The sequence below is a fragment of the Bisbaumannia pacifica genome, assembly GCF_007989625.1.
Classification (GTDB): domain Bacteria; phylum Pseudomonadota; class Gammaproteobacteria; order Pseudomonadales; family Halomonadaceae; genus Bisbaumannia; species Bisbaumannia pacifica.
This window is the reverse complement of sequence record NZ_BJUK01000010.1, coordinates 1-26,957: the sequence shown is the minus strand read 5'-3', so window position 1 is coordinate 26,957 and position 26,957 is coordinate 1. Positions and strand designations below refer to the sequence as shown.

Genomic DNA, 26,957 nt, shown 5'->3' with positions numbered 1-26,957 from the left:
GCCGCCGTTTCTTCACCGACTCTGTGCGTCTGGCCGCTTAGCCAAACATCCCCTTGAACATAAAGAAGAAGAGGATCGCCAGGCCGGCACCGGCGGGCAGGGTGATCAGCCAGGACATGGCGATGGTGCCGATGACCCGTAGGTTCAGCGCCGACATGCCGCGGGCCAGGCCCACGCCCAGCACCGCGCCCACCAGGGTATGGGTGGTGGAGATCGGCAGGCCGGTGCCCGAGGCCAGCACCACGGTGGTGGCGGCGGCCAGGGTGGCGGCGAAGCCGCGGCTGGGGGTCAGCTCGGTGATCCCGGTGCCCACGGTGGCGATCACCTTGCGGCCATAGGTCACCAGGCCGAAGACGATGCCACCACCACCCAGCACCAGCACCCACCAGGGCACCAGGGAGGCGCCTTCGACGGCACCGCCACTTTGCACCACGCTGATGATCGCCGCCAGCGGCCCCACCGCATTGGCCACGTCATTGGAGCCGTGGGCGAAGGCCATGGCGCAGGCGGTAAACAGCATTAGCACGCCGAAGACCCGCTCCACGCCACCATAGCCGAAGGCATCGCCGGCGCTCTTCTGGTAATCGACCCGACGCTCCAGCAGGACGCCGATGCCCGTGATGATCAGGCCGAGCACCACCGACAGCAGGAAGCTCTGGGTATAGGAGAAGTCGAGGCCGATATGCTTGAGGCCCTTGACCAGGGTCACCATGGCCACCACGAAGCCCACCAGGAAGATATAGACCGGCACATAGCGCTTGGCAGCGGCGAAGGGGTCGCGGGCCTCGAAGATCAGATGCTGTACCGTCTTGAACAGGCCGAAGGCAATGGTACCGGACAACAGCGGCGACACCACCCAACTGGCGGCGATCTTGCCGACCGCGCCCCAATCCACGGAGGCCGCGCCCAGCCCCGCCACCGCGAAGCCGACGATGGCACCGACGATGGAGTGGGTGGTGGAGACCGGCCAGCCCTTCATGGAGGCGATCAGCAACCAGGTGGCCGCGGCCAGCAGCGCCGCCAGCATGCCGTAGACCAGTAGCTGCGGCGTGTCGGTCAACAACGCCGGGTCGATGATGCCCTTGCGGACGGTATCGGTGACCTCGCCGCCGGCCAGCCAGGCACCGAGGAACTCGAAGATCACGGCGATGATGATCGCCTGCTTGATGGTGATGGCCCGGGAGCCCACCGAGGTGCCCATGGCGTTGGCCACGTCATTGGCCCCCACCCCCCAGGCCATGAAGAAGCCGAAGAGACAGGCCAGGATAATGAAGATTTCGCCGTGCTGCGCAATGATCGACATAGGGCTTGGATCCTATGTAGGTGTCGGAGGAATGCGAGGGGTCCGCGACGGGGTTGCCCCGCGGACCGGAGCCGGGCGGCGCGGTGGCGCCGGCCTCAGCGAGCGGTGAGGATCTGCAGGCGACTGCCGACCCGCTCGGCGCGGTCGGAGAGCTCGCCGATCCAATCGATGATCTGGTAGAGGAACATCACGTCCACCGGCGGCAGCTCGCTCTCCAGCTCGAAGAGCTGACGGCGGATCGCCACCTGCTGGCCATCGGCCTGGTGTTCCAGGGTGTGCAGCTCACGGATCAGGTTCTGCATCACGTCGGAAACGTTGCGACCGAAGCCGGACTCCAGCAGATCCTTGAGCTCTTCCAGCGCCTTGCGGGCCTGGGTCACGGCGCCCACCGAGGTGTGTAGGTAGTCGCGCATGGGGCCGGCCAGGGCCTCGGGCACCTGCATCTGGCGACCCAGCATGATGCCGGTGATATCCCGTGCCTTGTTGGCGATCTTGTCCTGTACGCTGATCAGGTCGAGCAGATCGGAACGGGAGACCGGCAGGAACATGGTATTGGGCAGGTTGAGGCGCAGCTCGGTCTTGAGCTCATCGGCCTCGTGTTCCAGGCGGGTGATCGTCTCACGATGGCGAGCCGCCGTGTCCCAGTCGCCGGTCAGGGTCGCTTCGAAGAAGGGCAGCAGCTCATTCGCGGCCTCGCTGGCCTTGACGATATGCGCTAACAGCGGCTGGAATGGCGAACGGCCAAACATCGCGGAAAAGGGGTTGGGAGTCACCATAGGAGAATTCGCACTTGGGAATTGGCGGCGTCAGTATAGTGATTGAGGCCGCCAGCGTCATAAAAAATTCACCCCTTCGTCACACAGGAAACCCCCATGGCCCAAGAGATCGAGCTCAAGCTCGCCCTGCCCGTAGACGGCCCCCAGCGACTGCTGGCCCATCCCCTGCTGAGCCGCTCCCCCGAATGCCTGGATCTGGCCAACACCTACTTCGACACGCCCCGTGGCGAGCTGGAGGCGGCACGCATGGCGCTGCGCCTGAGGCGTACCGCCGACGGCTGGGTGCAGACCCTGAAGACCGCCGGCCAGAGCCAGGGCGGCCTGTCGCAGCGCGGCGAATGGGAGTGGCCGGTGGCCGGCGAGGCCCTGGACCTGGCCGGACTGGCCACCCTGCCGCCCATGGCGGCGTTACCGGTGGAGCTGCTGGAGTGCCTCGAACCACGCTTCAGCACCGACTTCCGGCGCCGCCGCTGGCACCTCGACTGGCAGGGCAGCCGTATCGAGCTGGCCCTGGACGAGGGCGAGATTCGCGCCGGGCAGCGCCACGCGGCCATCCGCGAGCTGGAACTGGAACTCGAGGAGGGCGAACCCGCCGCCCTCTGGCAACTGGCCGAGCGGCTCGCCGAGGTGGTGGCACTGCGCCCCGCCAACGCCAGCAAGGCGGCCCGGGGCGCGGCCCTGTTAGCCGGCCACTGGCCCCTGCCGGAGGGCGAGACGGCCCTCGACCTGGAGCGCCGCGCCATCGCCGCCCTGGATGCCCTGGGCGACAGCCGTGACGGGGGCTTCCTCGCCGAGGCCCAGCGTGCCTATGCCCGGCTGGCGAGCCTGGACGATGGCGACGCCATCACCCGACGCCTCGCCCAGGCCCTGGCCGACGCCCTCGGCGAAGGGGGGACCGCGGCCCTCGGCGGCGAGGCCCTGAGCCTGGCGCGATACCTTCACGCCTGAGCCCCGAGCAGGAGGCGCTTTATGACCACGTCCTTCAAGCCCGCCGCCGAGGGCCTGCGCACTCGGGTCTTCCAGGTGATCTTCGAGTCCGATACGCCGCTGGCCAAGGGCTTCGATATCGCCCTGATCGTGGCCATCCTGGCCAGCGTGCTGGTGGTAATACTGGATAGCGTGCCGGCCTACCGGGCCGCCTATGGCCCCGCCTTCTACTGGCTGGAGTGGGGCTTCACCCTGGCCTTTACCCTGGAGCTGGCGCTGCGCCTCTACTGCCTCGACAAGCCGCTGGGCTACCTGAAGAGCTTCTACGGGGTCATCGATGTCCTGGCGATCCTGCCCACCTGGCTGGTGCTGCTGGTTCCCGGGGCCCAGTCCCTGGTGGTGATCCGCCTGCTGCGGGTGCTGCGTATCTTCCGCATCCTGCGTCTGATGCAGTTCGTCGGTGAAGCCCGGCTGCTGGTGGAGGCCCTCAAGCGCAGCACCCACCAGATCTTCCTGTTCCTGTTCAGCGTCTTCATGCTGGTGACCATCTTCGCCTCGCTGGTCTACCTGATCGAGCCGGCGGAGGCCGGCTTCAGCAGCATTCCCACCGCCATCTACTGGGCCATCGTCACCCTGACCACCGTGGGCTACGGAGACATCGTGCCGGTCACCCCCCTCGGCCAGGCGATCTCGGTGATGGTGATGCTGATCGGCTACTCGATCATCGCCGTGCCCACCGGGGTCTTCTCCGCGGAGGTGATTCGCTCGATCCGCGCCGATCGCTACTCCGACGAGGCCTGCCCCGGCTGCGGCCACGACCGTCACGAGAAGCGCGCCAAATACTGCCTGTTGTGCGGCACCTGGCTCGACGAGGAGACCCCGGATCCCCGGGAGGAGCCCGATGCCTCCCCCTCCAACGACGAGGAGGCGCCCGCCTGAGCGGACGCCTCCTCGGCCGGCCCTGCCACGGGCCTTCGACTCGCGCTTATTCGGTCACGAAGGGCGCGTCCCAGGCCTCCAGCTCGGCATCGTCCCAGGTGCCGTAGGTGGCATTGGGGAAGACGATCCAGTCGACGCCGATGCGCTCGGCATTGGCCTCGAGCTCGGCGTGCTGCTCGGCCAGGGGTACGCTGCTGACGAAGGCCTCGGAGAAGTCGTGCAGGGTATCGCCGAGCAGCATCACCAGGGTGTGCTGCTCTTCCACCAGATCGCGGCGCTCCTGCTTGGGCGGGCCCAGCAGCAGCACGCTGTCGTCGCCGACCTGCGGCAGCCCCAGCCCCTCCAGGGTGGCCAGGGTCGCGGCCTTGTTCTCGTCGTAGCGGTCGGAGACATAGTAGATGGCCACGCCCTGGGCATCGGCATACTCGAGGAAGTCCCCGGCGCCGGGGATCAGCCGCGGCTCGCCCTCACGCTCCCAGTGCTTCCAGGTGTCCCAGCTGGTGTAATCGTGGCAGCGCTGCATATCGCGTACCAGCAGGGCGCCGTTGTCGATCACCGTCTCGTCCAGGTCGGTGATGATCGCCAGGTCGGCGTCCTCGCCATGCCGTTCGATGGCCTGTTCCAGGCGCAGGGTGGCCAGGGCATACCCCTGACGCTGGAGCGCCGCCACTTCGGCGGACTGCTGCTGATAGCGCAGGCCCATGGCATAGGCCTGTTGATCGCAGAGGGTCGCCTCCTCGGCGGGCGCCTCGGCACTGGCGGTGGCGGCGAAGGAGGCGGCGGCCAGGCCGGCCAGCAGGGCGGGGAATCGCTTCTTGTTGGGGGTCATGCGTGGCTCCTGTGAGGATCGGCCGCAGCCAATCCATTACATGCTGTTATCGAAATCGACAAAAAACAGCGTATTTTATTTTTATTGCTCGTTCAAATTAAATCTAGCGCAGGTTGTCACCCTCGCCTGGCTCGTTGCGACCCTTCGCGGCTTCTTTGCGACACCCCGACACGACGCTGCCCGGCCAGGGGCCGGGCAGCGTCGACGAAAAAGGCGGTGCGTCTTACTGGAAGGGGGAGAGATCCCCCCGGCCCTCGCGGACGATGGTCGGCGGCAGCTCGCGCAGGTCCACCACGCTGGTGGCCTCCAGCTGGCAGGCGCCGCCGTCGATGATCAGGTCGAGCTGATTGGCGTAGCGCTCGCGGATCTCCTCGGCGTCGGTCATCGGCAACTCCTCCCCCACCGGGATCAGGGTCACGCTCATCAGCGGCTCGCCCAGGGCTGCCAGCAGGGCATGGGTGATGCGGTGATCCGGCACCCGCACGCCGATGGAGCGGCGCTTGGGATGCAACAGCAGCCGCGGCACCTCGGTGGTGGCCTGGAGGATGAAGGTGTAGGCGCCGGGGGTATGCGCCTTGAGCAGGCGGAAGACGTCATTGTCCACCTTGGCGTAGGTGCCGATCTCGGAGAGGTCCGAGCAGACCAGGGTGAAGTTGTGCTTGTCATCCAGCTGGCGCAGGCGCTTGATGCGCTCCACCGCCTTCTTGTCCCCCAGGTGGCAGCCCAGGGCATAGCCGGAGTCGGTGGGGTAGGCGACCACGCCGCCGCGGCGAATGATCTCGATGGCGCCATCGATCAAGCGCTTCTGGGGATTCTCGGGATGGATCTGGAAGAACTGGCTCATGCGGGCTCCTTGCACTGAGTCCGGGAGAAGCGAGCCAAGGCGACGCCTCGGCCCGGGCATGGATCTCAGCATACGCCGCGGCTCAGGCGGCGGCAAAGCCCGCCAACCGAGGGTGGTGCCAGACCGGCGTCACCGCGACCCGGGGCACCGGGCTCATGCTGCCGGGGGCCAGGGGACCACCCGGGGCGTGGAAGTCGCTGCCCAGGGAACCCGCGAGGTCGCGCTCGATCAACTGGCGGGCCAGGTCGCGGGTCTGGTCGGGGTTCTGGAAGCCACTGACCAGCTCCACCGCCTCGCCGCCGGCGCCCCGGAAGGCGTCCAACAGCAGGCCGCGCTTGCGCCGGGTCATGCCATAGCGCAGCGGATGGGCCAGCACCGCCACCCCGCCGGCGGCCACCACCCAGGCCACCACCGTCTCCAGGGCGGGCCAGTGGGCCTTGATATCGCCGCGCTTGCCGTTACCCAGGTACTTCTTGAAGGCCGTGCCGATATCCTTGACCAGGCCATCGGCGACCAACGCCCGGGCGAAGTCGGGGCGCCCCAGGGGACGCTCGCTGCCGGCCTGGGCCCGGGCCTTGGCCAGGGCGTCGTCCAGGCCGATGGCTTCCAGCCGCCGGGCGATCTCCTCGGCCCGCGCCGCCCGGGCGCGCGCCTGCTCGGCCAGGCCGTCGGCCAGGGGCCCATGGGCGCCCTCGGGCAACAGCGCCACCACGTGGATATTGACCCCGCCCCATTGCGAGGAGAGCTCGGTGGCGGGCAGCAGGCGCAGGCCCAACTCCCGAGCGGCCTTCTCCGCCTCGGCGACGCCCTCCAGGGTATCGTGGTCGGTCAGCGCCAGGTGGGTCAGGCCCCGGGCCCGGCACAGGGCCATCAGCTCGGCGGGGGCCAGGGCCCCGTCGGATGCGGTGGAGTGCATATGCAGATCGAGGCCGGTGACCTCGGCCAGGGAGTCGGCGAGCGGGGAAGAATCGGGCATCGGCATGACGCCGGCGGGCGTCTTTGTCAAAATAGGGCCTCCATGGTGCGCGCCCCACCGGCCGCGGTCAACCGCAGGCCACCGGGGCCCGGCACCTGCCCGTCGCATATCCTGCAAGGATTCACCCATGCTCTACGCCATCATCAGTGAAGATGTGAATAACAGCCTCGAGCGCCGCATGGCCGCTCGCCCCGATCACCTAGCGCGCCTGGAGAAACTGCGCGACGAGGGCCGCCTGGTGCTGGCCGGTCCCCACCCGGCGGTGGACAGCGACGACCCGGGCGAGGCGGGCTTCAGCGGCAGCCTGGTGGTGGCCGAGTTCGAGGACCTCCAGGCCGCCCAGGCCTGGGCGGACGTGGACCCCTATGTGATCGCCGGCGTCTACGCCAAGGTCACCGTCAAGCCCTTCAAGAAGGTGCTGCCCTAAGGAGGTTTTCCACAGTCGGTTTTTGCACAGTGGCTGTGGAAAACTCTGTTAACAGCCCGCGGATGCCTGGCGCCAGCCCAGAGCCGCCCTCGCCTGGAGCGGGCTGGCTACGCTTTGACCACCCCCGGATTCTTCTGTCTGCGAGGCCCGAGCCGTGACGCTGCCCCCCCTGCGCCCCCTGACCCAGGCCAGCCTGGACTGGCGCGCCGATGACACCCTGACCGCGGCGCCCCACTCGACCCGCTTCGACGACGTCTATTTCTCCCGCCATGACGGCCGCGCCGAGACCGAGCATGTGTTTATCGCCGCCAACGACCTGCCGCGGCGTTTCCGGGAGTGGCGGGAACCGCGCCCCTTCGTGATCGGCGAGACCGGCTTCGGCACCGGCCTCAATATGCTCTGCGCCTGGGCCTGCTTCCGCGCTCAGGCCCCCGCCGGGGCGCGCCTGCACCTGGTCTCCACCGAGCTCTTCCCGCTGCGCCGCGACGACCTGGCCCGGGCCCTGGCGGCCTGGCCCGAGTTCGCCGAGCCGGCGGCACGGCTGGTCGACCAGTGGCCGGAGCCGCTGCCCGGGGTGCATCGCCTGTGGCTCGACGAGCGGGTCACCCTGGACCTGCACTTCGGCGACAGTGCCGAGGGCCTGTGGCAGTTGGAAGGCCGGGTGGACGCCTGGTTCCTGGATGGCTTCGCCCCGGCCAAGAATCCCGAGATGTGGCACCCGGCGCTGTTCGAGGCCATGGCGGCCCGCTCCCGCCCCGGCGCCAGCTTCGCCACCTTCACCTGCGCCGGGGTGGTCAAGCGTGGCCTCAGGGCGGCGGGCTTCGCCTGGCGCAAGGTGCCCGGCTTCGGCCGCAAGCGTGAGATGCTGGCCGGCGAGATCGCGACGCCGCCCCGGGACGACGCCCGCCGTGGGACGCCCTGGTTCACCCCGCCGCCGGCGCGTCCGGCCCGGCATGTCGTGGTGGTGGGCGCCGGCCTGGCCGGCACCACGGTGGCCGAGGCCCTGGCCCGTCGTGGGGTGGCGGTGACCCTGCTCGACCCCGCCGGCATCGCCGCCGGTGCCTCCGGCAACCGCCAGGGGGCCCTCTACGTCAAGCTGGCCGCCGAGACCAACGACCAGAGCCGTTTCTACCTGGCGGGGCTGCTGCACAGTCGGCGCTTCCTGGCCCACCGCGATCCGAACCGGGCCCTGTGGCAGCCCAGCGGCGTGGTGCAGCTGGCCAACACCGAGCGGGAGGCCCGGCGCCAGGCGCGCTTCCTCGACAACCATCCCCTGCCCGACTCGGTGGTGGCAGGCCTCGATGCCGAGCCCCTGGCCCGGCGCTGCGGCCTCACCGGCGACCTGGCTCCCGACTGCGGCGGCCTGGACTATCCGGCGGCGGGCTGGGTGCGACCCAAGGCCCTCTGCGCCCGGCTGGCGACCACCCCGGGCATCGACTATCGCCCCACGGCGGTGGCGGCCCTCGCCCCGACAGACGAGGGCTGGCGGCTGGATCTCACCGATGGGGACGCCCTGGTGGTGGATCAGGTGGTGCTGGCCAATGCCCGGGCCGCCAACCGCTTCGCCCAGAGCGCCGCCCTGCCCCTGCAGGCGATCCGCGGCCAGGTCAGCGAGCTGCGACTACCCGCGGGGGCCCCGGCGCCGACCCGGGTGATCTGCGCCGGTGGCTACCTGCCGCCGCCCCTGGACGGGGTGCTGACCTTCGGCGCCACCTTCGCCCCCCATGACGACAGCGACGAGCCACGGGAGGCGGATCACGCCGCCAACTTGGCGGAGCTCGAGGCCACCCTGCCCGGCTATGTGGCGGCGCTGCGTGCGACTGGCGCCGAGCTGGATGCCTCGCGCCTGGCGGGGCGCGCCGCGGTGCGCGCGGCCAGCCCCGACAAGACCCCCTACGCCGGGCCGCTGCCGGACGCCGAGGCCTGGCGACGCGACTATGCGGGACTCGCCAAGGACGCCAAGCGCATCCCCGAGACCCCGGGGCGCCATCATCCGGGGCTGTGGATCAGCGCCGCCCACGGCTCCCGAGGCCTGGCCAGCGCGCCGCTGTGCGCCGAGCTGTTGGCCTCGATGCTCTGCGACGAGCCCCTGCCGCTGCCCCGCGACCTGGTGGATCACCTGCACCCGGGGCGGCGACTGATTCGCGAGCTGATTCGCGGCTAGGGGCCCGCCGACTCCTGCCGGGTGCCTTGGCCCGCTCGCCGCCCTAGCCGGCCGCTGCCGATCAGGGCGCCGCCGCAGATCAGCAGGGCGGCGATCAACAGGGTCGGAGCGGGGGCGGCCAGGCCCGCGGCGATCAATATCAGGGTGGAGAGCAGCGGCGTCGCGTAGGAGAGCAGTCCCAGCAGGCGAACCTGGCCGCGCTTCATGCCCAGGTCCCAGGTGAAAAAGGCGCTGCCCACCGGGCCCAGCCCCAGGACCAGGATGGCCCAAAGGTTGGCGCCCTCGGGCCAGCCGCGGGGCTCCCAGGCCAGGTGGCAGAGCAGCGCCAGCAGCGCCGCCCCCAGGCAGTTCCAGGCCACCGCCGTGGTGGGAATCCGCGCCAGCAGCCGCGAGGCCACCGAATAGCCGCTCCAGATAAAGGCCGCGGCGAAGGCCGCCAGGTAGCCCGGGGTGTACTCCCCCGCCCAGTCGAGGCCGTCCGGTCCCACCAACAGCGCCGCCCCCAGGAAGCCGCAGCCTCCCCCCAGCAGATGGATGCCGCGCAGCCGCTCCCCCGGCAGCAGCCAGCCGGCGAAGATCACGATCAGCAGCGGCCAGAGGTAGCTGATCAGGCCGGCATTGGCCGCCGGCGCGTTCTGCTGGGCGACGAAGTAGCAGAGGTGGTAGCCGAACAGGCCGCCGACGCCCAGCAACCAGCCCGCCGGGGGCTGGCGTAGCGCCTCGCCCAGGGCCGCCCCCTCGCCGCGAATCAGGAACACCAGCAGCGCCAGGCCGCCGGCCAGGCCGAAGCACAAGGCGGTGAGCAGGAAGGGCGGCACCGGCCCAGCCCACTGGGTCAACAGCGCCAGGGTCGCCCAGCTAAGGATGGTAGTGGCGCCCCAGAGGGTGGCGCGGCGCGCCTCGGCGGGGGAAACGGCCGACATCTCGCTTCTCCATTCGGGAATCGGGCGCCCAGTGTGGCCCCAGGCCAGGGCCCTGGCTTGTCGATTTCGGCCATCGAGCCCCGCGGCGAAACTCGCTCGGCGTGATGCCCCGTGGGAGCGCGGATTCCGCGCGATGTCGCCCGAAGGGCGATCCTGGATGCCACCAGGGGCGACTTCGTCGCCCAATCGTTCGGCATAGCCAAACTCCCACGATAGCAAGCCGGAATCATTCATGTCGTGGCTTCACGCTGATCTGCGATGAACCTAAACTCGGCGCCCTCCGCGAAACTCGCTCGGCGTGATGCCATACCAGCGGCGAAAGTGACGGCTAAACTGGGCGCCGTCGGCGAAGCCGCAGGCCAGGGCGATCTCGGTGATCGAGGCCTCGTCCTCGGCCAACAGCCGGGCGGCCCGGGCCAGGCGCTGGCGCGTGAGCCACTGCCAGGGGGTCTGGCCGGTCAACGCGGAGAGGCTGCGCCGCAGCTGGCGCTCGGAGAGATACGAGACCTCGGCCAGCCGGGCCATGTCCCAGGGCGCGGCCGGATCGGCCTGCACCCGCCGGGTCAGCCGCGCCATATTGAGGCGCGGGCCGTTCCAGGGCGGCGCGGCGCCGAGCCGCGCCAGCAGGGCCCCATCGTCCAGCCGCCGAGCCGCCTCGGGGGACAGGCGCAGGAAGCGGATGCGCGCGAAGAGGGCATCGACGCCGCCCTCCCCGGCCGGCAGGTCCAATACCCGGCAGCGGTTGTCGGCGTCGAGCCCCAGGTAGTGATGAGTCGTCGCGGCGGGGATCAGGCAGACGCCCCCCGCGGCCACGGCCGCGCCACGCCCCTCGATCTCGACGTCCAGGCGGCCGTCGAGGCCCACCAGCAGCTGGTGGTAGTCGTGGGTATCGCTCAGGCAGTCGAGGGGATAGCTACGCTCGACGCTGCCGGGGCGTGGAGGAGACTCGCGGGTCATACGGCCAAGGATGCTGCCGGGGCGCCGATACCAGGCACCTAGGCTTCCTCGTCGTCGGCCAGGTCACGTCCGAAGGCGCGCCACTGAGCCAGGGTCATCACCTCGGTGCTCTCGGTCTGGAGGTCGTGGGCGATTAGCAGCTCACCCCGCTCCAGTTGCGCTTCCAGCTCCGCCACCCAGGCGGCCATGCCGGCACCGGTGTCGGTGGTGTCATAGCCCTGGCGGGTGACGAAGGTCTCCAGCAGGGCGACCAGCGTGGCCCCCGGCAGCATCCGATGGGGCACCTCCACGAAGCGTCCACTCATTCTCGATTCTCCTCGTTCGACTCCCCGTTTTCTTCACCGCTCTCCCAGGTGGCCAGGAGCTCGAGGAAGGCCGCCTCGTCCAGCACCGGCACGCCGAGCTCTTGCGCCTTGGTCAGCTTGCTGCCGGCGGCCTCACCGGCCACCAGGCCGGCGGTCTTCTTGGAGACGCTGCCGGCGACCTTGGCGCCCAGGGCCTGGAGACGGGCCTTGCCCTGGTCCCGGGTCATGCTCTCCAGGGTGCCGGTAAGCACCCAGGTCTGCCCCGCCAGGGGCTGGGGCAGCGCCTCCACCGCCGCCTCTTCCCAGTGCAGGCCGCAGCCAAGCAGCTCCTCGAGGGTCTCGCGGTTATGGGGCTGGCGGAAGAAGGTATGCACATGGCGGGCGACGATGGGGCCCACGTCGTCTACCGCCTCCAGGGCCTCCGGGTCGGCGCCCATCAGCGCCTCCAGGGTGCCGAAGTGGCGGGCCAGGTTGGCGGCGGTGGCCTCGCCCACCTCGCGGATGCCCAGGGCATAGACGAAGCGTGCCAGGGTCGTCTGCTTGGCCTTCTCCAGGGCCGTCACCAGGTTCTCAGCGGACTTCTCGCCCATCCGCGGCAACTCCGCGAGATGGGCGGCGCGCAACCGGAAGAGGTCCGCCGGGGTCTTGACCCAGTCTCGCTCCACCAGTTGGTCGATCAGCTTGACCCCCAGGCCCTCGATATCCAGGGCGCGGCGGGAGGCGAAGTGCTTGAGGGCCTCCTTGCGCTGGGCGGCGCAGTAGAGGCCACCGGAGCAGCGCGCCACCGCCTCGCCCTCCAGGCGCTCGATCTGGGAATCGCAGACCGGGCAGCGTTCGGGAAAGACGATCTCCCGGCCCGCCTCGGCGGGGGTCACCACTCGCACCACCTGGGGAATCACGTCACCGGCACGACGAATGGCCACGCTATCGCCGATCTTCACGCCCAGGCGAGCGATCTCGTCGGCATTATGCAGGGTGGCATTGGCGACGGTGACGCCGGCCACCGCTACCGGCTCGAGGCGCGCCACCGGGGTGATGGCGCCGGTGCGACCGACCTGGAACTCGACGTCGTTGAGGCGGGTAACCTGCTCCTGGGCGGGGAACTTGAAGGCGATGGCCCAGCGCGGCGCCCGGGCCACGAAGCCCAGCTCCCGCTGCAGGCGCAGGTCGTCCACCTTGATCACCACGCCGTCGATATCGTAGCCCAGGGCGTCGCGCCTCTCGCCCAAACGCCGGCAATAATCGATCACCCCGGAGGCTCCGCGGACCACCTCGAGCTCGGCGCTGGTGCGCAGGCCCACCTCGGCGAGACGCCCCATCAGCTGACTATGGGTGGCATCGCCGGGATCCGGACTGATACGGGCCACCTGATAGGCGCTGAATTCCAGGGGGCGAGTGGCGGTGATGCGCGGGTCGAGCTGGCGCAGGCTGCCGGCGGCGGCGTTGCGGGGGTTGGCGAAGACCTTGGTGCCCTCCTCTCGGGCGCGCTCGTTCATCGCCTCGAAGGTGGCGTGGCGCATGGTCACCTCGCCGCGCACCTCGAGCAGCTCGGGGGGCGCCTCGCCGCGCAGCCGCAGCGGGATGGAGCGCAGGGTGCGCAGGTTGGAGGTAATGCCCTCGCCGGTGCGACCGTCGCCCCGGGTGGCGCCGCTGACCAGGCGCCCCTGCTCGTAGACCAGCGACACCGCGGCACCGTCCAGCTTGGGCTCGCAGCAGAAGCTCAGCTCGTCGCCATCCATTTCCAGGCGCTCGGCGAGGCGCTTGACGAAGGCGGCCAGCTCCTCCTCGTCGAAGGCATTATCCAGGGAGAGCATGGGCACCGCGTGCTGCACCTCGGGGAAGCCCGCCGCCGGGGCGGCCCCCACCCGCTGGGTGGGGGAATCCTCGCTGGCGAGTTCCGGGTAGTCGTCCTCCAGCCGCTGCAGGCGCCGCAGCCGGCGATCGTAGTCGGCATCGGTCAGGCGAGGATCGTCGAGGACGTAGTAGCGGTAGTTGGCATCGTCGAGCTCGGCGCGCAGCCGCGCCACCTCGTCACGGATCGTTTGATCGGGTTGACTCATGGCATCCCTGGTCTGGTGTCACTAAGGCTGGGGGGATTTTCGCATACCCGGCGCCCTTAGACCCCATAAAGCCACACCCCCGATGGAGACCATCGGGGGTGTGTTTCCGGCTTCGCGCTTCCGGCCTTAGTTCACCTGATAACGCTGCAGGCGATGGCGGCGCTCGAACTCGTGGACCTTCTGGCGGGCGAACTCCACGGTCTGGGCGGTCATTACGCTATGGTTCTCGTCCTTGAGCTCGCCGCCCAGGTGACGCACCACCACCATGGCACACTCCACCATGGCCTCGAAGGCCGCCGAGGTGTCCTCGGCCCCCGGCAACGGCATCAGGAAGGTGATGCCCGGGGTGGTGAAGTCGTCCAGGGCGTCCAGCGGGAAGGTGCCGGGCTTGACCACATTGACCATGGAGAACTGCAGCGGGCTGTCGGCCGCCTCGGTCTCGAAGCGGTGAAAGATGCCCATGTCGCGGCTGTAGCGCAGGCCGCAGGCCAGCATCAGCTTGAGCAGTGCCGTGCCGGAGAAGCCGTCCTCGTCGCGACACATAACGCTGATGACGATGACCTCCTCGGCATGGGAGAGCGCTTCCCGGGCCTGGGGAGCCTCCACGTCATTGCGCAGCGCCTTCTCCAGCACCGGGTGCGCCGGCGCGGGGCCACTCTCCGGCTCGTCGCCCGGCTCAGCCACCGACTCGGCCATCGGCTCGGCGGCAGGCGCGTCGTAGCGGCTATCCCGATAGCTGGGACGAGAGGTGGAGAAGAGCGGGTCCTGCTCCGGCTCGACATCACTGGCCACGGCGGCCTGGCGGCGCTCGGCGGCTTGCTTATCGGCCTCGAGGCGCCGCTGCTCGGCGGCCTGCGCCTCGGCCTGCCGACGCTCGGCTTCCCGCTGCTGCTGCTCGAGCTCCTGTTGCTGGCGACGCGCCGACTCGGCGGCGGCCTGTTCGGCCTTCTGGCGCTCGCGCTCCTGCTTGCGCTGGCGATTCTGCTCGCGACGCTCGTGGAGCCCCTTCTTGAGGCCGGCCCCGAAGCGCTGCATCGACTGCCCCATCTTCACCGAGCCACTCTTGAAGGAGTCGGCCATGCCGTCGAAATCCACCAACCGGTAGCGCTCATCGTCGCCGTGAAAGTCGTGGTCGGCGGGATCGGTGACCAGGGCGGACTCGGTCGCATCAGACGCCGGCTCATCGTCGGGCGTCGTCGGGCGCTTGGCCACGGCGTCGTCGGCCTGATCGGCATCGGAGAGGCCGAGGCTAGGCTCGACCGGGGCCGGCTCGGACGGCGGGGGTGTCGCCGAATCGGCCACGGCGCTGTCTGCGCTTGCTTCTCTGGCCGGCGGCGCAGGACGGGGTGCCTCGGGCTCGGGCCCGGCCACTGGCGAGGCGTCACGCGACGCCTCCGGGGAGGCGGCCGGGGCCGGCTCGCTGGGCCGGTTGGCCTGCCACTCGGCGAGCACCCGGGAGGGCCCCGGGTGTTCCTGACGCCTCAGCTTGGGCTTGGGCGCCGGCCGCTGGGCCTCGCTATCGTAGCTGGCGGGTCGTACCACCCGTGCCCCTCCATTGGGCAACTCCCAGTTCAGCTCGGCCTCGCGGGCCGCGGCTTCGGGGTCCTCTTCCTGCCCCCTGGTCTCATCGATGGCCTGGCCATCGACGCGATCCAGCCGGGGCACTCGACGCTGACGCTGCAGGCGACGCACGCCATCGATAACGATGAGGGTCACCAGGGCCAGCCCCAGGATGATTAGCCACTCTCTTAGTTCCATGGGTCGTCTTGCCTGTCTGCTAAGGCGCCATGCCTGAATGAAACGTTCGACACCAGCATAGCGCGATTACCAAAAACGGGGCCACTTTTTTGAATGTCAAGTGGTGGCGCCGTCGCCTGCAATCGCCCCTTCTTATTCCCTGTTCGAGGACAGACTATCGCGTCTCGTCCTCGTTATCACCCTGTCGCAATAATCACGCCTCCGCCAGCACCGCGGCCTCTTCCACGCCGACAGACACCAGCCGCGAGACACCGGGCTCCTGCATGGTAACCCCCATCAGACGGTCTGCGGCCTCCATGGCGATCTTGTTATGAGTGATATAGATGAACTGCACCCACTCCGACATCTCCTTTACCAACTTGGCATAGCGCCCCACGTTGGCATCATCCAGGGGGGCATCCACCTCATCGAGCATACAGAAGGGGGCCGGATTGAGCTGGAAGATGGCGAAGACTAGCGACAGGGCGGTGAGGGCCTTTTCGCCCCCGGAAAGCAGGTGAATGGTGCTGTTCTTCTTGCCGGGAGGACGCGCCATGATGGCCACCCCGGTCTCCAGCAAATCGTCGCCGGTTAGCGTCAACCATGCGGTCCCGCCGCCGAAGACCTTGGGGAAAAGCGTCTGCAGGCCCTCGTTGACCTGGTCGAAGGTCTGCTTGAATCGGGTGCGGGTTTCCTGGTCGATCTTGCGAATCGCCCGATCGAGGGTCTCCAGGGCCTCGCTCAGCTCGGCGTGCTGGGCTTCCAGGTAGTCGCGCCGCTCCGCCTGCTGCTCGTACTCCTCGATGGCCGCCAGGTTGATGGCCCCCAGGCGGCGGATCCGCTCGGTGGTAGCCTCCAGGTTGGTCTGCCAGGCGGACTCGGTGGCATTGGGGTCGAGGCCGGCCTCCAGGGTGGCGACGTCGTGCCCCAGCTCGGCGAGCTGCTCGTCCTGGGCCTCGGCCTTCATGGCCAGGGCCTGGCCCTGCAGTCGTGCCTCTTGGAGGCGCTCACGCACCCCTTCGAGGTTGCGCTCGTGGGCCTGGCGGGCCAGCTCGTCCTCGCGCAGCCGCTCGCCGAGGGCGGCGGCCTGATTGCGGCAGGCGTTGAGGGCGCGCTCCGCCTTGTCGCGCTCGTGAAGCAGCTCGTCGAGGCGCTCGCGGTTCTCCTCCTCGGGCTCACGCAGCATCTCGCGCTGCTCTTCCAGCTCGGCGCACTTCTCCTCCAGGCGGGCCCGGGCCTCCTCGCCGCGGCCCTGCTGCTGGGCCAGGCCGGCCCGCTCGGTGGTCAGCCGCTGGTGCTCCAGGGCCAACTGCTGGGCGCGCTCCGCCAGGGGGCGCTGGCGACCGCGCAGTTGCGCCAGGCGCTCGGCCGCCTCGCGGCGCTGGCGGTCCCGGGTCTCGCGGGTCTCGCTCTGGGCCTCGAGGCGCGCCATGGCCTGCTGCCAGGCTTCCCGGGCCTCCTCCAGGGTCAGCTCGGTCTCCTCGTGGCGCTCGGCGAGACGCGCCAGCTCCTCGTCGAGCTCCTCGGCACGGCTGGCCAGGTGCTCCAGGCGGCTGGCCAGGTTGGCCTCGGCCAGGGCCAACTGCTGGCGCCGTCCCTGTTGCTCCCGCTCGTCCTCGCGGCAACGCTCCAGGGCCTGCTCGAGGCTGGCCTCCTGGGCCTTGAGGTCGGCGAGCTCCGCCTCCAGGGCGTCCAGGCGCTCGCCGGCCTGGACCAGGGACTCGGCCACCTCGTCCCGGCGGCGACGGTTGAGCAGCAGGCCATCGCCGCCGGCCTGGGCGCCGCGGCGCCGCGCCCAGCCGCGGCCCAGCCAGAGGCCATCGGCGCTGATCAGGCTCTCGCCGGGCGCCAGGCTCGCCTGGCGCCGCCAGGCCTCGGCCTGATCGGTGACGCAGCGGATGCCGGCCAGCAGCGCCTGCAAGGGACCGGCGCCCTCGACCCGCGCCGCCAGGCTGTCCGCCTCACCGTCTGTCGGGGCGGGTTCGGGGTCGAGCAGCACCAACTCGCCCTCGACCAGGCCGCCCAGCGCCTCGCGCCCACCCTCCAGGGAGACCAGGCGGGCATTGAGCCAGGGCGCCAGCACCCAGGCCAGGCTCGCCTCCCAGTCCGCCGCCACCTGGAGACGTTCGCCCAGGCGCGGCGCCGCGGCCAGGCCGTGGCTCGTCAGATGCTGCTCCAGGGCCTGGTCGTCGTCGCTCAGGGCGGCGGCGATCAGGGCCTCCAGGGAGGCCAGTTCGCCCTCCAGGCGGCTGCGCCGCTGACGCAGGGTCTCGCGTTCGCCCTCCCGTGCGGCGAGCCGCTCGCGCAAGGCCTGACGCTCGCCCTGCAGCGACTCGCGGCGCGTCTCCTGACTCTCCTGGGCCAGGTCGACCTCCGCCAGTTGCTCGGCGAGCTCGTCGCGCTGGGCACGCAGCTCGGCCAGGCCGGGCAGCTCGTCGCGTTGCTGGCGGCGCCGCTGGCGCTCATTGGCGATGCCGGCCAGGGCCTGTTCCAGGGTCTTGATGCGATCCTGGGCACGCTCCGCCTCGCGACTCGCCTCCCGGTAGGCGTCGTTGAAGGCCTCCCATTGCTCGCCGGCCTCGGCCGCCTCGCCCTCGGCCTCCTCCAGGGCGGCCTCCAGCTCGGCGAGCGCCTCGGCCACCTCCTCCTGCTCCGGCCCCAGGGTCTCGAGGCGCTCGTCCACCGCGGCCAGGCGCTCGTCGTCCGCCTCGCCCAGGCGATCCAGGTCGGCCAGCTCGCGGCGGGCGCTCTCCAGGTCCCGGGCCAGTTGCGCCTCGCGACCGCGGGCATGCTCCAGGCTCTGCTCGATGCGTGCCACGGCGGCGGTGCTCTCGTAGAAGCGCGCCTGGTGCCCCTCCAACTCTTCGGCCAGGCGGTCGTGCTCGACCCGGGCCTCCTCGAGGCGCGACTCGCACTGGCGCTGGCCCAGCAGTTCGCGCTCCACGGCGGTCTCCAGGTCGCGGACCCGATGTTCCTGCTCGCCCTGCTCGGCACGCAGGGCGCGGCCACGCAGCAGGGCCAGCTCGCCCTTGAGGCGGTGCTCCTGCTCCTTGAGCTGGCGGTAGCGGCGCGCCGCCTCGGCCTGGCGCTTGAGCCGCTCGAGCTGCTTGTCGAGCTCCTCGCGGATATCGTCCAGGCGCTCCAGGTTCTCCTGGGTGCGGCGCATGCGGTTCTCGGTCTCGCGGCGGCGCTCCTTGTACTTGGAGATGCCGGCGGCCTCTTCCAGGGTCGAGCGCAGCTCCTCGGGGCGCGCCTCGATCAGCCGCGAGATCATGCCCTGACCGATGATGGCGTAGGAGCGGGGTCCCAGGCCGGTGCCCATGAAGAGGTCGGCGATATCGCGGCGCCGGCACTTCTGGCCATTGAAGAAGTAGCCGGACTGGCCGTCACGGGTCACCTGGCGCTTCACCGAGATCTCGGCGTACTGGGCATAGGCGCCGCCGAGGCCGCCGTCGCGGTTGTCGAAGCGCAGCTCGATGCTGGCCTGACCCACCGGCTTGCGCCCGGTGGAGCCGTTGAAGATGACATCGGCCATCGACTCGCCGCGCAGGGTCTTGGCGGAGGACTCCCCCATCACCCAGCGCACCGCGTCGATGATATTGGACTTGCCGCAGCCGTTGGGCCCGACGATGGCGGTCATGTTGCCATCGAAGGGCACGGTCACGGGGTCGACGAAGGACTTGAAGCCGACCAGCTTGATGGAGGTGAGGCGCATAACCCGTCCCTGGTTGGCGACTAGTCGACGATACGGTCGATGCGGACCTCGATGGGCTCGGCGTCGGCGTCCTGCAGGGCCACGGCGCCATGCTCGCCGAACAGGTCACCGGCCTCGGGGGCGGCCTGGCCGCTGCGCGAGACCCGCACCACCAGCCGCGCCTCCGAGACCTGCGAGAGGCGCGCCTGGGGACTCATGGCATCGGCGTCGCTGAGGCGCAGGGTGGCGGGCAGATCGGCGACGCTGAGCCGCGCCACCGCCAGGGGCGGCAGCTCGCCCGCGACATCGCGGGCCACCACGAAGACCGGGGTCGCCTCGTCCAGCCCCTCGCCCAGGCCCTCGGCCAGGGCGATACGCAGGTTCAGGCCCGGCCCCTCGGCCAGGGTGGCATCGATCTCTTCCCGGGAGGCGCCCAGGCGCTCCTGGGCCACGGCGATGCCCTGACGCAGGGCCTCGGCGGAGGCCGGGTCCTCGAAGCCGGCCACGGCGCGGCGCCAGTGCTCGATGGCCTGCTCGTAGCGGCCGCTATCGAAGGCGGCGATGCCCAGCATGCCCTGCACCGTGGGCTGACGCGGGTCCTCGGCGAGCACCTCGTCGACCAGCGCCTGGACCTCCTCGGTGAGGGTACGGTTGGCGACGAAGAACTCGATCTGGGCCAGCTGGGCGACCAGCGGCACCTGGCGTCCCTCCAGCTCGATCAGCCGCTCCAGGGCACGGATCGCCGCCGCGCCCTGACCGGTATCCCGGTAGAGAGGGTAGAGGCTCATCCACACATTGGGGTTGTCCGGCTGGCGAGCGGCCTCCTGCTCCAGGCGCTGGATCATCAGGCCCGCCGAGGCCTCGGGGGCCTGGCGCGCCTCCTGGATGGCGGTGTAGAGGGCCAGGTTGTCCTCCTCGCCCTCCTGCTGGTACCAGGCCACGGCGGCGATCACCACCGTCACCATGATCAGCGGCACCGCCAGGCGCCCGGAGAGCGCCGTCTTGAGGGGGCGCGCCTCGAGGTCGGCGGTATCCTCCAGCAGGCTGCGCTCCAGTTCCAGCCTGTCTTCCGCGAAGCGCTCGGCATCGATCTCGCCGCGCTCCCGGGCCGCCTCCAGGGAGGCCAGGCGGCGCCGGAACACCGCGACGTTCTGCTCGGCGGTGCGGTCGTTCTCTTCGAAGTCGCGCTGGGCGGCGTGCACCGCGGCGGCGCGGCGCAGCGGATGGCTCAGCAGCCACAGGGCCGGCACCAGCAGCAGGGCAAAGGCGATCCAGAGTTGCGTCATTGCGACCTCTCGCGATTGATCAGGGCATCCAGGCGCTCGCGCTCGGCGGCGCTGAGGCGCTGGGCGGAGGCGTTGCGCCGGGCACGCACCACCAGCACCACCAGCAGTCCGCCCACGCCCAGCAGGGCCACGGGCAGTCCCCACAGCAGGTAGGTGCGGCCTTCCAGACGCGGGTTATAGAGCACATAGTCACCGAAGCGCTCGGTCATATGGTTGAGGATCTCGATATCCGCGCGACCGTCCAGAAGCAGCCGATAGACCCGCTCGCGCATGTCCGCGGAAACCGGGGCATCGGAGTCGTCGATGGCCTGGTTCTGGCACAGCGGGCAGCGCAGCGAGGCGGTCAGGCTGTGATAGCGCTGCTCCAGCACCGGATCGTCGAACTCCCGGGTCTCGATGGCACCGGCCCAGGCCAGGCCACCGCCCAGCAGCAGCGCCAGACCCAGGGCCAGGAAACGCATCACTGCCATTTCTGCACCTCCGGAAGAATCACCTCACGCACGTCCTGCGGCGTGATATAGCCGGTGTGGTGGTAGCGGATGATGCCGTCGCGATCCACCAGGAAGGTCTCGGGGGCGCCGTAGACCCCCAGCTCGAAGCCCAGCTCGCCCTCCGGGTCGAAGATATTGACCTCGAAGGGGTTGCCGAACTCCTCCAGGAACTCCAGGCCCTGCTCGCGGGTGTCCTTGTAGTCGATGCCCACCAGGCGAATGCCGCGCTCGGCCAGGTCGAGCAGCTGCGGCATCTCCTGCTTGCAGGTCGGGCACCACTCGCCCCATACATTGACCAGGGTCACCTGGCCTTCCAGCAGGGAGCGGTCGACGCGCCGCTCGGGATCCTCCAGGGTACTCGCCTCGAAGGCGGGGAAGTCCCGAGCCAGCAGCGCCGAGTCGCGCTGGGCGGGGTCCAGGGAGAGGCCACGATAGAGGAAGATCGACAGCACCAGGAACCCCAGCAGGGGCACCAGCAGGATCAGGCGACGCTTCATGCCAGGGCCTCCTTGCCGGCCGGGGCCGTGGCCCGGCGGCGACGATAGCGACGATCCGCCACCGCCAGCACGCCACCGGCGGCCATCAGCAAGCCACCCAGCCACAGCCAGCGCACGAAGGGCTTGTACTGAATGCGAATGGCCCAGCTCCCGTCCTCCAGGTCCTCGCCCATGGCCACGTAGAGGTCACGGAACAGGCCAGGACGCAGCGCCACCTGGGTCATGGGCATGCCACGGGCGAGATAGAGGCGCTTCTCGGGGGCCATGGTGAAACTCCGCGTGGCCCCCTCGCGGCGCACCTCGAAGGTGGCGGTGTCGGCCAGGAAGTTGGGGCCGCGGCGAGCCTGCAGGTCGGTCATGGCGAACTCGTAGCCGGCCACCTGGACGCTGTCGCCGGGGGCCAGGCGCACGTTGCGCTCCACGCTGTAGTTGGAGACCACGGCGACCCCGACGATGGTCACCGCCACGCCCAGATGGCCCAGCACCATGCCCCAGTAGGCCAGCGACAGGCGCCTGAGGCCGGTCTTGCGGCTCTTGTCATACAGATCGCGAAGAATCGGCAGCACCAGCCAGAGGGCGCTGACCAGCCCCAGGCTGACCCAGAGATTCCACTCGCCGCCGTACAGCAGCGGCGCCAGGATGCCGATCACCAGGGCGGCCAGGCCGGCGAGCGCCAGGCGCCGCCATAGCTCGCCGGTGGCCATGCGCTTCCAGCGGGACACCGGCCCCAGCCCCATGAACAGGCAGAGCACCACGGTCAGCGGCACGAAGAGGGCGTTGAAATAGGGAGGGCCGACGCTGATCTTGCCCATGCCCAGGGCATCCAACAGCAGCGGGTAAACGGTGCCCAGCAGCACGGTGACGGTCATGATGATCAGCAGGATATTGTTGATCAGCAGCAGGGCATCCCGGGAGAGCCAGTTGAAGCCCACCGCATGGCTGACCCGCGGCGCGCGCAGGGCGAACACCAGCAGCGACAGGCCCACGGTAACGCCCAGCAGCATCAGGATGAAGAAGCCGCGGCTGGGGTCGTTGGCGAAGGCATGCACCGAGGTGAGCACCCCGGAGCGCACCAGGAAGGTGCCGAGCAGCGACAGCGAGAAGGTGGAGATGGCCAGCAGCACCGTCCAGCTCTTGAAGGCGCCGCGCTTCTCGGTCACCGCCAGGGAGTGAATCAGCGCCGTGCCCGCCAGCCAGGGCAGCAGGGAGGCGTTCTCCACCGGATCCCAGAACCACCAGCCGCCCCAGCCCAGCTCGTAGTAGGCCCACCAGCTCCCCAGGGCGATGCCCACGGTCAGGAAGGCCCAGGCGATATTGGTCCAGGGGCGTGCCCAGCGGGTCCAGGCGGCGTCCAGGCGCCCGCCCAGCAGGGCGGCGATGGCGAAGGCGAAGACCACCGAGAAGCCCACATAGCCCATATAGAGGGTCGGGGGATGGATGATCAGCCCGAAATCCTGGAGCAGCGGATTGAGGTCGGCGCCGTCGCCGGGCACATTGGGCAGCAGCCGCTCGAAGGGGTTGGAGGTGATCAGGATAAAGGCCAGGAAGCCGATGCTGATCAGCCCCATGATGCCCAGCACCCGGGCCAGCATCGCCTCGGGCAGGTCACGGGAGAAGCACGCCACCGCGAAGCTCCAGCCCGCCAGCATCAGGATCCACAGCAGCATGGAGCCCTCGTGGTTACCCCAGACGGCGCTGACCTTGTAGTACCAGGGCAGCAGGGAGTTGGAGTTGTTGGCCACGTTGGCGACGCTGAAGTCATCGAGCAGGTAGCTGGCCGAGAGGCACAGGAAGGCCAGCAGCACGAAGCCGAACTGGCCCGCGGCCATGGGCCTTGCATAGGCCATCCACAGCGGGCGCCGCGTCGCCGCCCCGGCCAGGGGCATCAGCGCCTGCACCAGCGCCATCAGCAGCGCCAGGATCAGGGCGAAGTGGCCGATTTCGGGGATCATCTGGATCAGCATGGTGACTCCGGGACCTCAGTCGAGCTTCACGCCATAGTCGGCGGGGGAGTAACCGGCGGCCTCCAGGGCCTCGGCCACCTCGGTGGGCATGTAGTTCTCGTCGTGACGGGCCAGCACCTCGTCGGCGCGCAGCACGCCCTCCTCGGTGAGGCGCCCCACCACCACCACGCCCTGCCCCTCGCGAAACAGGTCGGGGAGGATGCCGCTGTAACGCACCGCCAGGTCCTCGACGAAATCGGTGACCACGAACTCCACGTCCAGGCTGTCACGGTTACGCGTCACGCTGCCCTCCTTGACCATGCCGCCGGCACGAATCTGGCGATCGATGGGGGCCTCGCCGGCGGCGATCTGGATGGGGCTGAAGAAGAGGTTGATATTGGAACGCAGGGCATAGAGGGTCAGGCCGATGGCGATGGCCGCCAGCGATACCAGGCCCAGGATCACGAACAGCTTCTGTTTACGCTTGGGGGTCATGCGCCTTCCTCGATATCGGTGTTACGTGGCGCCTGGCGCTCCCGCCGGGCGCGACGCTTGAGTTCTCGCAGCAGTTGGCGGCGCTCGGCGCGGGCATGCAGCACGCTTCCCACCAGCAGGGCGGCGGTCAGCCCCCAGGCGGTCCAGACATAGGGAGCATGGCCGCCCATGGCCAGAAAATCCGACAAGCTCTCGAAGGCCATCAGACGCTCTCCTCGGCCAGCGCCTGCACCCAGCGTTTGCCGGACTCGCGACGCAGGATCTCGTTGCGGGTACGCATCAGGGTCAGGGCGATAAAGAAGCAGTAGAAGCCCAGTACCATCATCAGCAGCGGCGCCCACATCTCCAGCGGCATGGTCGGGCGCGAGGTGATGGTGAAGCTGGCCGGCTGGTGGAGGGTGTACCACCAGTCCACCGAGTACTTGATGATGGGGATATTGATCACCCCCACCATGGCCAGCACCGAGGCGGCCCGGGAGCCACTATCGCGGCTGGCGAAGGCCCCGCGCAGGGCGATCACGCCGACATAGAGGAACAGCAGGATCAGCATGGAGGTGAGGCGCGCATCCCAGATCCACCAGGTGCCCCAGGTGGGAATGCCCCAGACGCCACCGGAGAACAGCGCCACGAAGGTCATCGCCGCCCCCAGCGGCGCCATCACCGCCGCCGCCATGTCCGCTACCTTGATCTTCCAGACCATGAAGACCAGGCCGGCGCTGGCCATGCCGACGAAGATCGACTGGGCCAGGAAGGCCGCCGGCACATGCACATAGATGATGCGGAAACTATTGCCCTGCTGATAGTCGGCGGGCGCGAAGGCCAGGCCCCAGATCGTGCCGGCCAGGATCAGGAGTGTCGCCGCGGCCCAGAACCAGGGCATCAACCGTGCGCTGATGCCGTAGAACCACTTGGGCGAGCCGAGCTTATGAATAAAGGCCCACATGAGTGTCGATCACCTCGAGAAGATTAGCCGTTGACGCTGATGCGCAGGGCGGCGGCGATGGCCCAGGGCGACAGCATCACCGCCAGGGCCAGCAGGGCCCCGAGAATCGCCAGATGCGCGCCGACCCCATCCCCCAGCAGGGCCGCCTGAACGGCCCCGGCGCCGAAGATCAGCACCGGAATATAAAGCGGCAGGACCAGCAGCGACAGCAGCACCCCGCCCCGCGCCAGCCCCACCGTCAGGGCGGCGCCGATGGCCCCTACCAGGCTGAGGCTGGCGCTGCCCAGAGCCAGGGCCAGCATCAGGATCAGATGGCTGCCCGCGGGCAGGCCCAGCATCAGCCCCAGGACCGGGGCCATCAATGCCAGGGGCAGGCCGGTGAGCAGCCAGTGTACCACCACCTTGGCCAGCACCATGGCGGCCAGGGGCTGGGGGGCCAGCAGCAGCTGCTCGAGGCTGCCATCTTCGAAGTCGGCACGGAACAGCGAATCCAGCGATAGCAGCGTCGCCAGCAGGGCCGCCACCCACAGCAGCCCCGGCGCCACCGTGGCCAAGAGCCGGGGATCCGGGGAGAGTCCCAGGGGAAAGAGGGTGATCACCAGGGCGAAGAACACCAGGGGATTCATCACCTCGCTGCGCCGGCGCAGCATCAGGGTCAGGTCGCGCCTCAGGGTCGCCACCAGTGCGACCCCGAGACCACCGCGGGGTTCCACCACCGTCAGGGGCTGATCGAGGGTATCACTGGATGACATGGCGCCCTCCCTCGCCCAGGCGAATGCGGCGCAGCTCGCCCAGGGGCGTCAGGTCGTGGTGGGTGGTGAGGATCACGCTGCCGCCGCGCCGGGCATGCGCCAGCAGGCGCCGCTCGAGGGCCTCGACCCCCTGCTTGTCGATGGCGGTAAAGGGCTCGTCGAGGATCCACAGGGGACGCGGCGTCAGTTCCAGGCGCGCCAGGGCCACCCGGCGCTGCTGACCCGCCGACAGCTGCGCCGCCGGCACGTCCTCGAAGCCGCCCAGGCCGACCCGCTCCAGGGCCGTCATGCGCGCCGCCTCGCTGCCGACGACGCCGGCCAGGGCCTGATACCAGGCGAGGTTTTCCAGGGGCGTTAGGGACGCCTTGACCCCCGGCGCATGGCCGAGATAGAGCAGATTGGCCAGGTAGTGATCGCGTACCCGGGCGATCGGCTGATCGCCCCAGCGCAGCTCGCCATCGAAGTCGTGCAGCTGCCCGGAGAGGATCTTCAACAGGGTGGTCTTGCCGCTGCCGTTGGGGCCTTCGATACGCAGGATCTGACCGCCTTCGACGTCGAAATCCAGGTCGCGAAACAGCTCGCGCCCGTCGCGTTCACAGCTCAACTGGCAGCCTTGCAGGCGGAAGCTCACCACACTCTCCCGGCGTCGTTGGTCAGCCGGGCACTTTACATGGAAAGCCATTCCCAGACCAGCCTGACCGATGCGTCAGCCGGTCGCAGCGCGGCGTCGGCCAAGGTGGTGCTTGCCAGATGGCCAGGCCTTGCTATGATTCAGACTACTGTAAATAGTTACAGTAACTCGCCTCGCGGCATCGCGCCGCCTCGCCAGGGAGATAGAGCATGCAGTCTGTCGCCACCCATTACCTCTACCGCCGCCCCAACCTGCCGCTGGCCGATGCCTGGGAACCCCTGGATGCCAGCGACCTGGTGGAAATCCCGTTGCTCGGCCAGGTCGCCGCCGGCATGCCCATGGAGGCCTGCCACCAGGCCGGGGCCATTCATGTGCCCAGCCGCATGGTGCGTCGCAATACCTATGCCCTGCGGGTGCGCGGCGATTCGATGATCGACTGCAATATCCATGACGGCGACGTTATCATCATCGAGCGCCAGGAGAGCGCCGAGAACGGCGAGACCGCCGTGGTGATGATCAACGACCAGGAGGTCACCTTGAAGAAGCTCTATATCGAGAAGCGCGGCGTGCGCCTGCAGCCCGCCAACGAGAGCATGGCCCCCATCTTCCTCGACAACGACGACGTCCAGGTCCTCGGCCTGGTGATGGGCGTGGTGCGCCAGGGCCTGGATGGATGAGTTACCCGATTCCCGACCTGCCCGCGGGCCAGTGGCTGGCCCATGAACTGGAGGTGGAACGCAGTCGCTTCCTCGCCTGGGTCTGCCATGCCCCCGAGCCGGCGGCCTTCGAGGCCCTGCTCACCGAGGCACGCCGCCAGCACCCCGGCGCCAGCCACCACTGCAGCGCCTTTATCGCCGGCCCGCCCGGCGAGCAGCAGGCCATCGGCTTCTCCGATGATGGCGAACCCGGCGGCACCGCCGGCCGCCCCATGTACCAGGTGCTGGAGGGTAGCGGCCTGGGCCAGGTGGGCTGCGTGGTGACCCGCTACTTCGGCGGCACCAAGCTAGGTACCGGCGGCCTGGCCCGAGCCTATGCCCAGGCGGTGGCCCAAGCCCTGG

The 26,957-nt window shown here is 69.5% G+C and carries 26 protein-coding genes; 6 read left to right on the top strand and 20 right to left on the bottom strand.

Annotation, left to right across the window (positions count from 1 at the left end; translation table 11 throughout):
- Window positions 1-37: 37 nt before the first annotated feature.
- The gene (locus HPA02_RS05940; protein ID WP_146802173.1) at window positions 38-1,303 is read right to left on the bottom strand and encodes an inorganic phosphate transporter; all 1,266 of its coding nucleotides are present in this window, start codon (window positions 1,301-1,303) and stop codon (window positions 38-40) included.
- Between the two features lie 95 nt (window positions 1,304-1,398).
- On the bottom strand, window positions 1,399-2,079 hold the full coding sequence (locus HPA02_RS05935) for a TIGR00153 family protein (RefSeq protein ID WP_146802172.1): 681 nt from the start codon (window positions 2,077-2,079) through the stop codon (window positions 1,399-1,401).
- 96 nt (window positions 2,080-2,175) lie between these two features.
- On the opposite strand from HPA02_RS05935, the gene HPA02_RS05930 reads away from it, so the two are divergent.
- Both HPA02_RS05930 and HPA02_RS05925 read left to right on the top strand, forming a co-directional pair.
- Complete coding sequence (locus HPA02_RS05930; protein WP_146802171.1) at window positions 2,176-3,027, top strand: CYTH domain-containing protein; 852 nt, start codon at window positions 2,176-2,178, stop codon at window positions 3,025-3,027.
- Between the two features lie 21 nt (window positions 3,028-3,048).
- The gene (locus HPA02_RS05925) at window positions 3,049-3,945 is read left to right on the top strand and encodes an ion transporter (RefSeq protein ID WP_146802170.1); all 897 of its coding nucleotides are present in this window, start codon (window positions 3,049-3,051) and stop codon (window positions 3,943-3,945) included.
- A 46-nt stretch (window positions 3,946-3,991) separates the two neighbouring features.
- Here HPA02_RS05925 and HPA02_RS05920 read toward each other — a convergent pair whose 3' ends face one another.
- The 3 genes from HPA02_RS05920 to HPA02_RS05910 all read right to left on the bottom strand — a co-directional run bounded on the left by HPA02_RS05920 (window position 3,992) and on the right by HPA02_RS05910 (window position 6,600).
- Window positions 3,992-4,774, bottom strand: coding sequence for an HAD family acid phosphatase (locus tag HPA02_RS05920; protein ID WP_146802169.1), 783 nt, complete (start codon window positions 4,772-4,774; stop codon window positions 3,992-3,994).
- Between the two features lie 223 nt (window positions 4,775-4,997).
- Entirely contained in the window at window positions 4,998-5,618 is a 621-nt protein-coding gene (locus HPA02_RS05915) for an L-threonylcarbamoyladenylate synthase (protein WP_146802168.1), read from the bottom strand.
- A gap of 82 nt (window positions 5,619-5,700) precedes the next feature.
- Window positions 5,701-6,600, bottom strand: coding sequence for a PHP domain-containing protein (locus HPA02_RS05910; RefSeq protein ID WP_371832419.1), 900 nt, complete (start codon window positions 6,598-6,600; stop codon window positions 5,701-5,703).
- A 121-nt stretch (window positions 6,601-6,721) separates the two neighbouring features.
- On the opposite strand from HPA02_RS05910, the gene HPA02_RS05905 reads away from it, so the two are divergent.
- Together HPA02_RS05905 and mnmC are read left to right on the top strand one after the other, a co-directional pair.
- Window positions 6,722-7,021, top strand: coding sequence for a YciI family protein (locus tag HPA02_RS05905; RefSeq protein ID WP_146802166.1), 300 nt, complete (start codon window positions 6,722-6,724; stop codon window positions 7,019-7,021).
- A gap of 154 nt (window positions 7,022-7,175) precedes the next feature.
- Window positions 7,176-9,185, top strand: coding sequence for a bifunctional tRNA (5-methylaminomethyl-2-thiouridine)(34)-methyltransferase MnmC2/FAD-dependent 5-carboxymethylaminomethyl-2-thiouridine(34) oxidoreductase MnmC1 (gene mnmC / locus HPA02_RS05900; RefSeq protein WP_146802165.1), 2,010 nt, complete (start codon window positions 7,176-7,178; stop codon window positions 9,183-9,185).
- Here mnmC and yddG read toward each other — a convergent pair.
- The 15 genes from yddG to ccmA all read right to left on the bottom strand — a co-directional run bounded on the left by yddG (window position 9,182) and on the right by ccmA (window position 25,899).
- The gene (gene yddG / locus HPA02_RS05895; RefSeq protein ID WP_146802164.1) at window positions 9,182-10,108 is read right to left on the bottom strand and encodes an aromatic amino acid exporter YddG; all 927 of its coding nucleotides are present in this window, start codon (window positions 10,106-10,108) and stop codon (window positions 9,182-9,184) included. The two genes, mnmC and yddG, sit on opposite strands and share 4 nt — an antisense overlap.
- Before the next feature lie 264 nt (window positions 10,109-10,372).
- Entirely contained in the window at window positions 10,373-11,065 is a 693-nt protein-coding gene (locus HPA02_RS05890; protein WP_146802163.1) for a helix-turn-helix transcriptional regulator, read from the bottom strand.
- Window positions 11,066-11,103: 38 nt separating this feature from the next.
- Entirely contained in the window at window positions 11,104-11,370 is a 267-nt protein-coding gene (locus tag HPA02_RS05885; RefSeq protein WP_146802162.1) for a YheU family protein, read from the bottom strand.
- A complete protein-coding gene (gene ligA / locus HPA02_RS05880; protein ID WP_146802161.1) occupies window positions 11,367-13,430 on the bottom strand; it encodes an NAD-dependent DNA ligase LigA in 2,064 nt (687 codons plus the stop codon). Before ligA ends, HPA02_RS05885 begins: the two co-directional genes overlap by 4 nt.
- A 126-nt stretch (window positions 13,431-13,556) precedes the next feature.
- Entirely contained in the window at window positions 13,557-15,188 is a 1,632-nt protein-coding gene (gene zipA / locus HPA02_RS05875) for a cell division protein ZipA (protein ID WP_146802160.1), read from the bottom strand.
- 193 nt (window positions 15,189-15,381) lie between these two features.
- On the bottom strand, window positions 15,382-18,882 hold the full coding sequence (gene smc, locus HPA02_RS05870; protein WP_146802159.1) for a chromosome segregation protein SMC: 3,501 nt from the start codon (window positions 18,880-18,882) through the stop codon (window positions 15,382-15,384).
- 20 nt (window positions 18,883-18,902) lie between these two features.
- Window positions 18,903-20,147, bottom strand: a complete 1,245-nt coding sequence (gene ccmI / locus HPA02_RS05865) for a c-type cytochrome biogenesis protein CcmI (RefSeq protein ID WP_146802158.1) — start codon at window positions 20,145-20,147, stop codon at window positions 18,903-18,905.
- Window positions 20,144-20,617 carry a cytochrome c-type biogenesis protein gene (locus HPA02_RS05860; protein ID WP_146802157.1) on the bottom strand — a complete coding sequence of 158 codons (474 nt, stop codon included), beginning with the start codon at window positions 20,615-20,617 and terminating at the stop codon, window positions 20,144-20,146. The genes ccmI and HPA02_RS05860 overlap by 4 nt, the downstream gene beginning before the upstream one ends.
- On the bottom strand, window positions 20,608-21,135 hold the full coding sequence (locus tag HPA02_RS05855; protein WP_146802156.1) for a DsbE family thiol:disulfide interchange protein: 528 nt from the start codon (window positions 21,133-21,135) through the stop codon (window positions 20,608-20,610). The genes HPA02_RS05860 and HPA02_RS05855 overlap by 10 nt, the downstream gene beginning before the upstream one ends.
- Window positions 21,132-23,099: a heme lyase CcmF/NrfE family subunit gene (locus HPA02_RS05850; protein ID WP_146802155.1), complete on the bottom strand. Its 1,968-nt coding sequence runs from the start codon at window positions 23,097-23,099 to the stop codon at window positions 21,132-21,134. The genes HPA02_RS05855 and HPA02_RS05850 overlap by 4 nt, the downstream gene beginning before the upstream one ends.
- A 15-nt stretch (window positions 23,100-23,114) precedes the next feature.
- Window positions 23,115-23,573: a cytochrome c maturation protein CcmE gene (gene ccmE / locus HPA02_RS05845; protein WP_146802154.1), complete on the bottom strand. Its 459-nt coding sequence runs from the start codon at window positions 23,571-23,573 to the stop codon at window positions 23,115-23,117.
- A complete protein-coding gene (ccmD, locus tag HPA02_RS05840) occupies window positions 23,570-23,776 on the bottom strand; it encodes a heme exporter protein CcmD (protein ID WP_146802153.1) in 207 nt (68 codons plus the stop codon). The genes ccmE and ccmD overlap by 4 nt, the downstream gene beginning before the upstream one ends.
- Complete coding sequence (locus HPA02_RS05835) at window positions 23,776-24,516, bottom strand: heme ABC transporter permease (protein WP_146802152.1); 741 nt, start codon at window positions 24,514-24,516, stop codon at window positions 23,776-23,778. The genes ccmD and HPA02_RS05835 overlap by 1 nt, the downstream gene beginning before the upstream one ends.
- 23 nt (window positions 24,517-24,539) lie before the next feature.
- Window positions 24,540-25,268, bottom strand: coding sequence for a heme exporter protein CcmB (gene ccmB, locus HPA02_RS05830; RefSeq protein ID WP_146802151.1), 729 nt, complete (start codon window positions 25,266-25,268; stop codon window positions 24,540-24,542).
- On the bottom strand, window positions 25,255-25,899 hold the full coding sequence (gene ccmA / locus HPA02_RS05825; protein ID WP_146802150.1) for a cytochrome c biogenesis heme-transporting ATPase CcmA: 645 nt from the start codon (window positions 25,897-25,899) through the stop codon (window positions 25,255-25,257). Before ccmA ends, ccmB begins: the two co-directional genes overlap by 14 nt.
- A 209-nt stretch (window positions 25,900-26,108) precedes the next feature.
- On the opposite strand from ccmA, the gene lexA reads away from it, so the two are divergent.
- A complete protein-coding gene (gene lexA / locus HPA02_RS05820) occupies window positions 26,109-26,576 on the top strand; it encodes a transcriptional repressor LexA (RefSeq protein WP_146802149.1) in 468 nt (155 codons plus the stop codon).
- The coding region (locus HPA02_RS05815) for an IMPACT family protein (RefSeq protein ID WP_186809938.1) at window positions 26,573-26,957 on the top strand (385 nt) is incomplete at its 3' end. The genes lexA and HPA02_RS05815, both read left to right, overlap by 4 nt.

Coding starts and splice junctions, on each gene's coding strand:
- HPA02_RS05890 (WP_146802163.1), bottom strand. CDS start 11,065: ATGACCCGCGAGTCTCCTCCACGCCCCGGCAGCGTCGAGCGTAGCTAT.
- ccmB (WP_146802151.1), bottom strand. CDS start 25,268: ATGTCATCCAGTGATACCCTCGATCAGCCCCTGACGGTGGTGGAACCC.
- HPA02_RS05915 (WP_146802168.1), bottom strand. CDS start 5,618: ATGAGCCAGTTCTTCCAGATCCATCCCGAGAATCCCCAGAAGCGCTTG.
- smc (WP_146802159.1), bottom strand. CDS start 18,882: ATGCGCCTCACCTCCATCAAGCTGGTCGGCTTCAAGTCCTTCGTCGAC.
- HPA02_RS05930 (WP_146802171.1), top strand. CDS start 2,176: ATGGCCCAAGAGATCGAGCTCAAGCTCGCCCTGCCCGTAGACGGCCCC.
- ccmI (WP_146802158.1), bottom strand. CDS start 20,147: ATGACGCAACTCTGGATCGCCTTTGCCCTGCTGCTGGTGCCGGCCCTG.
- ccmE (WP_146802154.1), bottom strand. CDS start 23,573: ATGACCCCCAAGCGTAAACAGAAGCTGTTCGTGATCCTGGGCCTGGTA.
- yddG (WP_146802164.1), bottom strand. CDS start 10,108: ATGTCGGCCGTTTCCCCCGCCGAGGCGCGCCGCGCCACCCTCTGGGGC.
- HPA02_RS05925 (WP_146802170.1), top strand. CDS start 3,049: ATGACCACGTCCTTCAAGCCCGCCGCCGAGGGCCTGCGCACTCGGGTC.
- HPA02_RS05850 (WP_146802155.1), bottom strand. CDS start 23,099: ATGCTGATCCAGATGATCCCCGAAATCGGCCACTTCGCCCTGATCCTG.
- HPA02_RS05935 (WP_146802172.1), bottom strand. CDS start 2,079: ATGGTGACTCCCAACCCCTTTTCCGCGATGTTTGGCCGTTCGCCATTC.
- HPA02_RS05855 (WP_146802156.1), bottom strand. CDS start 21,135: ATGAAGCGTCGCCTGATCCTGCTGGTGCCCCTGCTGGGGTTCCTGGTG.
- HPA02_RS05860 (WP_146802157.1), bottom strand. CDS start 20,617: ATGGCAGTGATGCGTTTCCTGGCCCTGGGTCTGGCGCTGCTGCTGGGC.
- ligA (WP_146802161.1), bottom strand. CDS start 13,430: ATGAGTCAACCCGATCAAACGATCCGTGACGAGGTGGCGCGGCTGCGC.
- HPA02_RS05920 (WP_146802169.1), bottom strand. CDS start 4,774: ATGACCCCCAACAAGAAGCGATTCCCCGCCCTGCTGGCCGGCCTGGCC.
- HPA02_RS05885 (WP_146802162.1), bottom strand. CDS start 11,370: ATGAGTGGACGCTTCGTGGAGGTGCCCCATCGGATGCTGCCGGGGGCC.
- HPA02_RS05835 (WP_146802152.1), bottom strand. CDS start 24,516: ATGTGGGCCTTTATTCATAAGCTCGGCTCGCCCAAGTGGTTCTACGGC.
- lexA (WP_146802149.1), top strand. CDS start 26,109: ATGCAGTCTGTCGCCACCCATTACCTCTACCGCCGCCCCAACCTGCCG.
- zipA (WP_146802160.1), bottom strand. CDS start 15,188: ATGGAACTAAGAGAGTGGCTAATCATCCTGGGGCTGGCCCTGGTGACC.
- HPA02_RS05910 (WP_371832419.1), bottom strand. CDS start 6,600: ATGCCGATGCCCGATTCTTCCCCGCTCGCCGACTCCCTGGCCGAGGTC.
- HPA02_RS05905 (WP_146802166.1), top strand. CDS start 6,722: ATGCTCTACGCCATCATCAGTGAAGATGTGAATAACAGCCTCGAGCGC.
- ccmD (WP_146802153.1), bottom strand. CDS start 23,776: ATGGCCTTCGAGAGCTTGTCGGATTTTCTGGCCATGGGCGGCCATGCT.
- HPA02_RS05940 (WP_146802173.1), bottom strand. CDS start 1,303: ATGTCGATCATTGCGCAGCACGGCGAAATCTTCATTATCCTGGCCTGT.